The sequence below is a fragment of the Arthrobacter sp. P1_A5 genome, assembly GCF_056406825.1.
Window position 1 is genome coordinate 1 of the sequence record NZ_JBFTZL010000159.1, and the last position, 8,416, is coordinate 8,416.

Here is an 8,416-nt window from a genome sequence, read left to right on the forward strand (position 1 = left end):
ATCCATGCACTCCACTGTCTGCCTGAATTGGAGGCCCTTGTCATGGTCCAGTGTGCGGTGGGCCGGGGGGACATCACCCTGGCCTTCCTCCGCAGCAAACTCGAAGGTAACCGCAACGGACGCGCCAGGTCGGTGCTGGACCTTGTCATTCCGCGGGCCGATTCGCTGCTGGAAGTTCTCGCCAACACCGCCTTCCGCAGGGCCGGGCTGCACGCGCGCCGGCATGTGGAGATTCCCGGGGTAGGGGAGGTGGACTTCCTTGTTGAGGACTGCATCGTCGTGGAGACCGACGGTGCCTCGCACCTGGAGCCGCTGCAAGTCAAGAAGGACCGGCGGCGGAACAACGCAAGCCTCATCGGTGGTTACCTCGTACTAAGGTTCGGGTACGACGACGTCGTCCATCACCCGGAGCGGATGGTTGCGGAGGTTCTGGCGGTGCTGAAGTTGCGGCGCAGTGGGGCCTTCCGGCCGTGACGGGCAGGTCGCTGCTGCCGTCCGGGGCTACATTGGCGTCTCAGGAGGGGATCACCGGACCCGACGACGGCGGGTCCGTGTCAAAGTGCCCCCGGACCGCCGGACCCGGCCCGAGGAGAGGCCGTGGAGCCTAGTCTTCGTCCTCGTCGTTGAAGGCCCACTCGAACATGTCGAAGACGAATTCGGAGAAGGTCCCTTCCTCGCTCTTCCACTGGCCGCGGGCGTTGTTGCGGCGGTACACGATGGGATCCGGGATGCTGAGGTCCCCGACACGGAAGCCCCAGGTGAACTGCTCTTCCTCGTCCTCAAGGAACATGAGGAAGCCCTCATCATCCACTTCGAGCTCTTCGGGGTCCCAGAAGTAGTGGTAGGCCTCCATGATGTCCTCGCAGCCGCCGACTGCCAGGTAGAACTCGCGCAGGACCATCGGGACCTGGAACTGGTGTTCGGCGAGGGCGGCGTCGAGCTCCTCGGCCGGGAGGCCATCTTCTTCCTGCCATTCGTCTTCGAGATACTTCGGGACAAGCGCGCGGAATTTCTCGAGGAACATGTCAGTCATGGTCTTATCCTAGCTAATCCTCAGCGGTCGTTTTCCGCGCTGTCCAGGCCCAGCCGGTGCCAACCGCGCACCGCCAGCGGAACGTACCAGTGGCGCCGCCAGGCCGTGACCCGGAAGGCGAAGACAAGCCCGGCGACGGCGCAGGCGCTCACCGCGGTGAAGGTCCCCGTGAGGGACAGGATCACGGTCAACGCCGACCCGGCGAACGCCGGCAGAGCGTACAGATCCTTGGGGTCGAAGAGCTGTGGGACCTCGTTGGCGGTGATATCCCGCAGCAGGCCGCCACCCACCGCCGTCGTGACACCCAGCAGGACGGCGGCCACAGGATTCATCCCGGCGGCCAGCGCCTTCAGTGTGCCGGTGATGCAGAACAGGGCCAGCCCGCCGGCGTCGAACAGCATCAGCAGCGACGTGAAGCGCTGGACGCTGGAGAACAGGAAATACACCAGCACCGTGGCAAACAGGGGCGGTGCCAGATATGCCGGGTTGGTGAACGCGGCGGGCGGCCCCGCGTTGATGATGATGTCGCGGATGACGCCGCCGCCCAGGCTCACCACCGAGGCCAGGAGCAGCGAGCCGATGATGTCGAACTGCTTCCGCGCCGCGAGCAGCGAGCCGGAGACCGCAAAGAAGAACACACCGGCGAGGTCAAGCCAGACCAGGACAAGGCTGAAGGAGAAGGTCATGAAGCGTCCCGGTCGGTTGCAAGGGGGCGGATAGGGCGGCTCCAAGGTTACGCTAACGGCTATGAATACCCCCATCCTGATCGCCTGCGCCCACGGCACGTCGAGCCCGCACGGGGCCGCGGAGGTCAACGCGCTCCGGGACGGCATCGCCGGGCTCCGTCCCGGGCTGGACGTCCGCGAGGCCTACGTCGACGTGCAGGATCCGGACCTGCCGGCCGTCGTGGCGGGCCTCCCGGCGGGGGTAACCGCCGTCGTGGTTCCGTTGCTGCTCAGCGTCGGATACCACGTCAAGGTGGACATCGCCCGCGCCGTGAAGAGCCGGCCGGACACCCTGGCCGCGGCGCCGCTGGGGCCGGATCCGCGGCTCGCAGCGCTGCTCGATGCGCGGCTGCGCGAGGCCGGGGTAACGGACAACGACGCCGTGGTCCTCGCCGCCGCCGGGTCCTCCGATCCCAGCGCCGCACAGAATGTCGAGGAACTCACGGACCAGCTCCGTGCCCTGCGTTCCAACCGGATCGTGGCCGCCTACGGCGCCTCCGCCAAACCCTCGGTTCCCGACGCCGTCGCCATGCTCCGCGAGGAGGCCGCCGGCGGTGCCGGCGCGGGGGAGTCGGCCGGAGCGGTGGACCTTGGCGGCCGCGTCGTCATCGCCTCGTATCTCCTGGCGCCCGGCTTCTTCCATGACCAGCTGGCCAAGGCCGGCGCGGACCTGGTGACGGCGCCGTTGCTTCCCTCCCCGGTCCTCGCCGAAATTGCCCTGGAACGCTACGACGCGGCGCTGGCCGGGGCCCGGCAGCCCCGGCCCTGACGGTCCGCGCAGATGCACAGCTGCAGGGCGACTTCAAGGGTTTTCGGCGGTTCGTGACGAAATGTTGCCCTAGGTGACTCCCCGTTTCTGACCCTTTGTGACGGGATTACGGCCGCCCCTACAGTCGATGCATGACTGATACAGCTCTAGCCGGAGCGTCCACGGACGAGGCTGCCGCCGGCCGCACCAAGCGCCCTCCCCGCCCGGCCGCAAAGCCGCACGGCCAGTGGAAAGTGGACGGCACCACGCCGCTGAACGCCAACGAGACCTGGAAACAGGAAGACAACGGCCTCAACGTCCGCGAGCGTATTGAGTCCGTCTACTCCAAGCACGGCTTCGACTCGATCGACGGCACCGACCTGCACGGCCGCTTCCGCTGGTGGGGGCTCTACACCCAGCGCAAACCCGGGATCGACGGCGGCAAGACCGCCACGCTTGAGCCGCACGAGCTCGAAGACAAATACTTCATGCTCCGCGTCAGGATCGACGGCGGTGCGCTCACCACGGGGCAGTTGCGCGTCATCGGCCAGATCTCCGTGGACTTCGCCCGCGACTCGGCCGACCTCACGGACCGCCAGAACATCCAGCTGCACTGGATCCGGGTCGAAGACATGCCCGAAATCTGGCGCCGGCTCGAAGGCGTGGGACTGTCCACCACGGAAGCCTGCGGCGACGTGCCCCGCGTCATCCTCGGCTCCCCGGTGGCGGGCATCGCCAAGGACGAGATCATCGATCCCACGCCGCTGATCCAGGAACTCGCCGAGCGGTTCATCGGCGACCCGGAACTGGCCAACCTGCCGCGCAAATTCAAGACCGCCATCACCGGCCACCCCAGCCAGGACGTGGTGCACGAGATCAACGACGTCGCCCTGGTGGGCCTGGTCCACCCCGAACTCGGCATCGGCTATGACCTCTGGGTGGGCGGCGCGCTCTCCACCAACCCCATGCTGGGCAAGCGCCTCGGCGCCTTCGTCCGGCCGGACCAGGCCGCCGACGTGTGGCTCGGCGTCACCAGCATCTTCCGCGACTACGGCTACCGGCGCATGCGCACCAAGGCCCGCCTGAAGTTCCTGCTGGCCGACTGGGGGCCGGTGAAGTTCCGCCAGGTCCTCGAGGACGAATACCTCGGCTACAAGCTCGCCGACGGCCCGGCCGCCCCGAAGCCCTCCACGCCCGGCGACCACATCGGCGTGCACGAACAAAAGGACGGCAAGTTCTTCATCGGCGCCACCCCGCTGGCCGGCCGCCTCTCCGGCAGCCAGCTGGTCAAGCTCGCGGACACTCTAGAGGCCCGCGGCTCGCAGCGCCTGCGCACCACCCCGCACCAGAAGCTCGTGGTCCTCGACGTGCCCAAGGACGAGGTGGACCCGCTCGTGGCCGAACTCGACGCGCTGGGCCTGTCCGCCCGCCCGTCCGTGTTCCGGCGCGGCACCATCGCCTGCACCGGCATCGAGTTCTGCAAGCTCGCCATCGTGGAAACGAAGGTGACTGCGGCGACGGCGGTTGCCGAGCTGGAGCGCCGGCTGGCCGATCTCGCCGAGAGCAAGCAGCTGCCCCAGGCGCTGTCCCTGCACATCAACGGCTGCCCCAACTCCTGCGCCCGGATCCAGACGGCGGACATCGGCCTCAAAGGCATGATGCTGCCAACGCCCGACGGCGACCCCACCCCGGGATTCCAAGTCCACCTCGGCGGCGGGCTCGCGTCCGACAGCCGCGAGGAGGCAGGCCTGGGCCGCACCGTCCGCGGCCTGAAGGTCACGGCCGAGGAGCTGCCCGACTACGTCGAACGCGTGGTCCGCAAGTTCGTCGCCGACCGCTCCGAGGGCCAAAGCTTCGCCGAGTGGGCCTTCGCCGCGGAGGAAGGTGATCTGCAGTGACCGCAGCACTCCGCTCCCACGACGAGCTCAAGGCCCTCGCCGAGGCCGGCGCCGCCGAGCTCGGCTGGGACGCCCCGGCCCGCGACGTCATTGCCTGGGTGGCCCGCAATTTCGAACTGCCGACTGTCGCCGTCGCCTGCTCCATGGCGGACGCGGTCCTCCCGGCGCTGGTCGCGGACGAGCTCCCCGGCGTCGACGTCCTGTTCCTGGAGACCGGCTACCACTTCCCGGAGACGCACGCGACGCGCGACGAGGTCGCGGCCAACCTGCGCGTCAACGTCGTGGACGTGCTGCCGGAGAACACCGTGGAGCAGCAGGACCGGCTCCTGGGCAAGGACCTCTTCGCCCGCGACCCCGCGCAGTGCTGCGCCCTGCGCAAAGTGGCGCCGCTGCGCCGCACCCTGGCCGGCTACGAGCTCTGGTTCACCGGGGTCCGCCGCGACGAGGCGCCCACCCGCACCAACACGCCGCTGATCGTCTGGGACGAGGCCAACGGTCTGGTCAAGGTCAACCCGGTGGCGGCCTGGACTTTCGACCAGCTGGTGCAGTATTCGGACGACAACCTTCTTCCCGTCAACCCGCTGCTTTCACAGGGCTACCCGTCCATTGGCTGCCAGCCCTGCACCCGCAAGGTGGCGCCCGGCGACGACCCCCGCGCCGGACGCTGGGCAGGAACCGACAAGACAGAATGCGGACTACACGTATGAGAACTCAAATCACCAACGAGGACCTGGAGCTGTCGGTGCTGGACAACGACGCAGCTGAGACGCCGATTGCCGCCCAGGGAGTGGCATCGGGCCTGTCGGAGCCGCGCGCTGGGCTGATCGAAGATCAGCCGCGCGGCGCAGGGGCGGGGGCGGCAATCGGCGTCGCAGGTTCACGCCTCTCGAGCCTCGACACCCTTGAGTCCGAGGCCATTCACATCATCCGCGAGGTGGTCGCCGAGTTTGAGAAGCCTGCGCTGCTGTTCTCCGGCGGCAAGGATTCCGTGGTGATGCTGCACCTGGCCACGAAGGCCTTCTGGCCCGGCAAGGTGCCCTTCCCGGTGCTGCACGTGGACACCGGCCACAACTTTCCCGAGGTCATCGACTTCCGCGACCGCACCGTGGAACGGCTGGGCCTGAAGCTCGTCGTCGGCTCCGTCCAGGAGTTCATCGACTCCGGTGAGCTGGCCGAGCGTGCCGACGGCACCCGGAACCCGCTGCAGACCGTCCCGCTGCTGGATGCGATCCAGCGCAACAAGTTCGACGCCGTCTTCGGCGGCGGCCGCCGCGACGAGGACAAGGCCCGGGCCAAGGAGCGGATCCTGAGCCTGCGCGACGAGTTCGGCCAGTGGGACCCCCGCAACCAGCGGCCCGAGCTGTGGAACCTCTACAACGGCCGGCACACGGTGGGCCAGCACGTCCGCGCGTTCCCCATCAGCAACTGGACCGAACTGGACGTGTGGCGCTACATCGAGCGCGAGAACATCGAGCTGCCGGGCCTGTACTACGCCCACGACCGCGAAGTCTTCGCCCGCGACGGCATGTGGCGCGCCGTCGGCGAGGTCTCCCAGCCGCGCGAGCACGAGGAAGTCATCACCAAGACCGTCCGCTACCGGACCGTCGGCGACATGTCCTGCACCGGCGCCGTGGAATCGGCCGCCGCCACGGTGCGCGACGTCGTCATTGAGGTTGCCGCCTCGACGATCACCGAACGTGGCGCCACCCGGGCCGATGACCGCATCTCCGAGGCCGCCATGGAAGACCGCAAGAAGGACGGCTATTTCTAATGAGCACGGAAACGTTTCTCCCGGGCCCGGACCTCGTTGCCGCGGCGCTGCCCACCACGCTGTTCCGCTTCGCCACCGCAGGCTCCGTCGACGACGGCAAGTCCACCCTGGTGGGCCGGCTCCTGCACGACTCGAAGGCGATCCTCGCCGACCAGCTCGACGCCGTCGCCCGCACCTCGGCGGACCGCGGGTTCGGCGGTGAAGGGGCCACCGGCACAAAAGCGATCGATCTCGCCCTGCTGACCGACGGCCTGCGCGCGGAGCGCGAGCAGGGCATCACAATCGATGTCGCCTACCGCTACTTCGCCACGGACCGGCGCAGCTTCATCCTCGCGGACTGCCCCGGGCACGTGCAGTACACCAAGAACACGGTGACCGGCGCGTCCACCGCGGACGCCGTCGTCGTGCTCATCGACGCCCGCAAGGGTGTCCTCGAGCAGACCCGCCGGCACCTGTCCGTGCTGCAGCTGCTGCGCGTGGCACACGTGATCGTCGCCGTGAACAAGATCGACCTCGTGGACTTCAGCGAGGACGTGTTCCGCGGGATCGAGGCGGACGTCCAGCAGGTCGGGCGCGAACTCGGGCTCGGTTCCGACGGCGTCGCCGATCTCCGCGTCATCCCCGTCTCGGCCCTCGACGGCGACAACGTGGTGGACCGCTCGGAACGGACCCCGTGGTACGACGGCCCGGCGCTCCTGGAGGTCCTGGAGACGCTGCCGGCCGCCGACGAACTCGAAAGCCACCTCGAAAGCTTCCGTTTCCCGGTCCAGCTGGTGATCCGGCCGCAGGGCGCGCTGGCTCCGGACGCCATCGCCRGCGGCCTCGATCCCGAGGCCTACCGCGACTACCGTGCCTACGCCGGCCAGATCACCGAAGGCTCCGTGAAACTGGGGGACCAGGTCAGCATCCTGACCCCGGGCCAGGCCCCGCGCACCACCACCATCACCGGGATCGACTTCGCGGGCCGCGAGCTCGCCGAGGCGGCCGCACCGCAGTCCGTGGCGCTGCGCCTGGCCGATGAGTTCGACGTCGCCCGCGGTGACACGATCGCGGCGGCCGGGACCGTGCGTGAAAGCAGTGCAGACCTCTACGCCGCCCTGTGCTGGCTCTCGCCCAAGCCGCTCCGGGAGGGCTCCAAGGTCCTGGTCAAGCACGGCACCCGCACGGTCCAGGCCCTGGTCCGGAACGTGACAGGCAGGCTCGACCTCGCCAGCTTCGGCCTGGAGCCGACCACCACCCTGGAGCTCAACGACATCGGGCACGCGCAGCTCCGGCTCGCCGCGCCGCTGCCGTTGGAGAACTACCTGCACCACCGCCGCACCGGGGCGTTCCTCGTGATCGACCCGCTCGACGGCAACACCCTCGCCGCAGGCCTGGTCAACGACCACCCCGGCGACCACGAGGACGAGCGCTACTCGATCTAGGCCACGTGCCACACGGGCGCAGCTTGTTCCCCGGTCGGTCGCCCTGGGCGGCGGTCCGGGAAACAAGCTGCCGTCTTTTGGGGCCGAATGTGACGCTGCGTGAACCCGCGTGACCCCCGGTTTCCGGGCCGTTGAACCCCGAATATGACACTCCCTATGGTGAATGAATGAAGACACAGGAACGGTTCCCCGGCCTCCCCCGCAGGGACTTCCAGGGGCGATGTCGCCGGCGCTGACCATCCGCCCGGCCCTTCCGCACACACCCCAGAACAGGACTTCACCCATGTCACACACCCCCGAAAACCCCGGGCCCGGCTCACAGCCCGGCACCACCCGGATCGTCGCCGGCGAGACCGGCAAACCCAAACGCAAGCGCACCCTGGAGATCGCCCTGGTCGCGGGCCTCGTGCTCCTGATCGGCGCCGGCGCTGCCGTTGCATCCTCGCTGTCCCGCAGCCCCGAAACCGCCCCCGCAGCGGCAACGGCGGACGCCGGCCCGGCCACGGAACTCAGGCTCGGCTACTTTGGCAACATCACCCACGCCCCGGCCCTGGTGGGTGTCAACAAGGGGTTCATCGCCAAGGACCTCGGGGCGACCAAGCTCAGCACGCAGGTGTTCAACGCCGGCCCGGCCGCGATCGAGGCCCTGAACGCCGGCGCCATCGACGCCACCTACATCGGCCCCAACCCGGCCATCAACTCCTATGTCAAGAGCAACGGCCAGTCCATCAGCATCATCGCCGGCGCCGCGGCCGGCGGAGCGCAGCTGGTGGTCAAGCCCGGCATCAACTCGGCGGCCGACCTCAAGGGCAAGACG

At 68.7% G+C, this 8,416-nt stretch carries 9 protein-coding genes; 7 read left to right on the forward strand and 2 right to left on the reverse strand.

The features are described 5' to 3' along the window. A partial coding sequence (locus AC1D1S_RS16790; RefSeq protein WP_476994978.1) for an endonuclease domain-containing protein occupies positions 1-474 on the forward strand: 474 nt, incomplete at its 5' end. 130 nt (positions 475-604) lie between these two features. Here AC1D1S_RS16790 and AC1D1S_RS16795 read toward each other — a convergent pair. Beyond that, positions 605-1,033, reverse strand: coding sequence for a hypothetical protein (locus AC1D1S_RS16795; protein ID WP_243181967.1), 429 nt, complete (start codon positions 1,031-1,033; stop codon positions 605-607). Between the two features lie 20 nt (positions 1,034-1,053). Beyond that, positions 1,054-1,719: a trimeric intracellular cation channel family protein gene (locus tag AC1D1S_RS16800; RefSeq protein ID WP_243181968.1), complete on the reverse strand. Its 666-nt coding sequence runs from the start codon at positions 1,717-1,719 to the stop codon at positions 1,054-1,056. Between the two features lie 61 nt (positions 1,720-1,780). Between AC1D1S_RS16800 and AC1D1S_RS16805 the strand changes: the two genes are divergently transcribed. From AC1D1S_RS16805 to AC1D1S_RS16830, 6 genes are all read left to right on the forward strand, one after another. Continuing rightward, a complete protein-coding gene (locus AC1D1S_RS16805; protein ID WP_043436026.1) occupies positions 1,781-2,527 on the forward strand; it encodes a sirohydrochlorin chelatase in 747 nt (248 codons plus the stop codon). A gap of 131 nt (positions 2,528-2,658) precedes the next feature. After that, the gene (locus AC1D1S_RS16810) at positions 2,659-4,404 is read left to right on the forward strand and encodes a nitrite/sulfite reductase (protein WP_243181970.1); all 1,746 of its coding nucleotides are present in this window, start codon (positions 2,659-2,661) and stop codon (positions 4,402-4,404) included. Further along, entirely contained in the window at positions 4,401-5,111 is a 711-nt protein-coding gene (locus AC1D1S_RS16815; protein WP_476994979.1) for a phosphoadenylyl-sulfate reductase, read from the forward strand. The genes AC1D1S_RS16810 and AC1D1S_RS16815 overlap by 4 nt, the downstream gene beginning before the upstream one ends. Next, positions 5,108-6,175 carry a sulfate adenylyltransferase subunit CysD gene (cysD, locus tag AC1D1S_RS16820; RefSeq protein ID WP_476944365.1) on the forward strand — a complete coding sequence of 356 codons (1,068 nt, stop codon included), beginning with the start codon at positions 5,108-5,110 and terminating at the stop codon, positions 6,173-6,175. The genes AC1D1S_RS16815 and cysD overlap by 4 nt, the downstream gene beginning before the upstream one ends. Next, the gene (locus AC1D1S_RS16825) at positions 6,175-7,599 is read left to right on the forward strand and encodes a sulfate adenylyltransferase subunit 1 (protein ID WP_476994980.1); all 1,425 of its coding nucleotides are present in this window, start codon (positions 6,175-6,177) and stop codon (positions 7,597-7,599) included. The genes cysD and AC1D1S_RS16825 overlap by 1 nt, the downstream gene beginning before the upstream one ends. Before the next feature lie 283 nt (positions 7,600-7,882). Beyond that, positions 7,883-8,416, forward strand: a 534-nt coding sequence (locus tag AC1D1S_RS16830; RefSeq protein WP_476994981.1) for an ABC transporter substrate-binding protein, incomplete at its 3' end; no start/stop codon positions are given.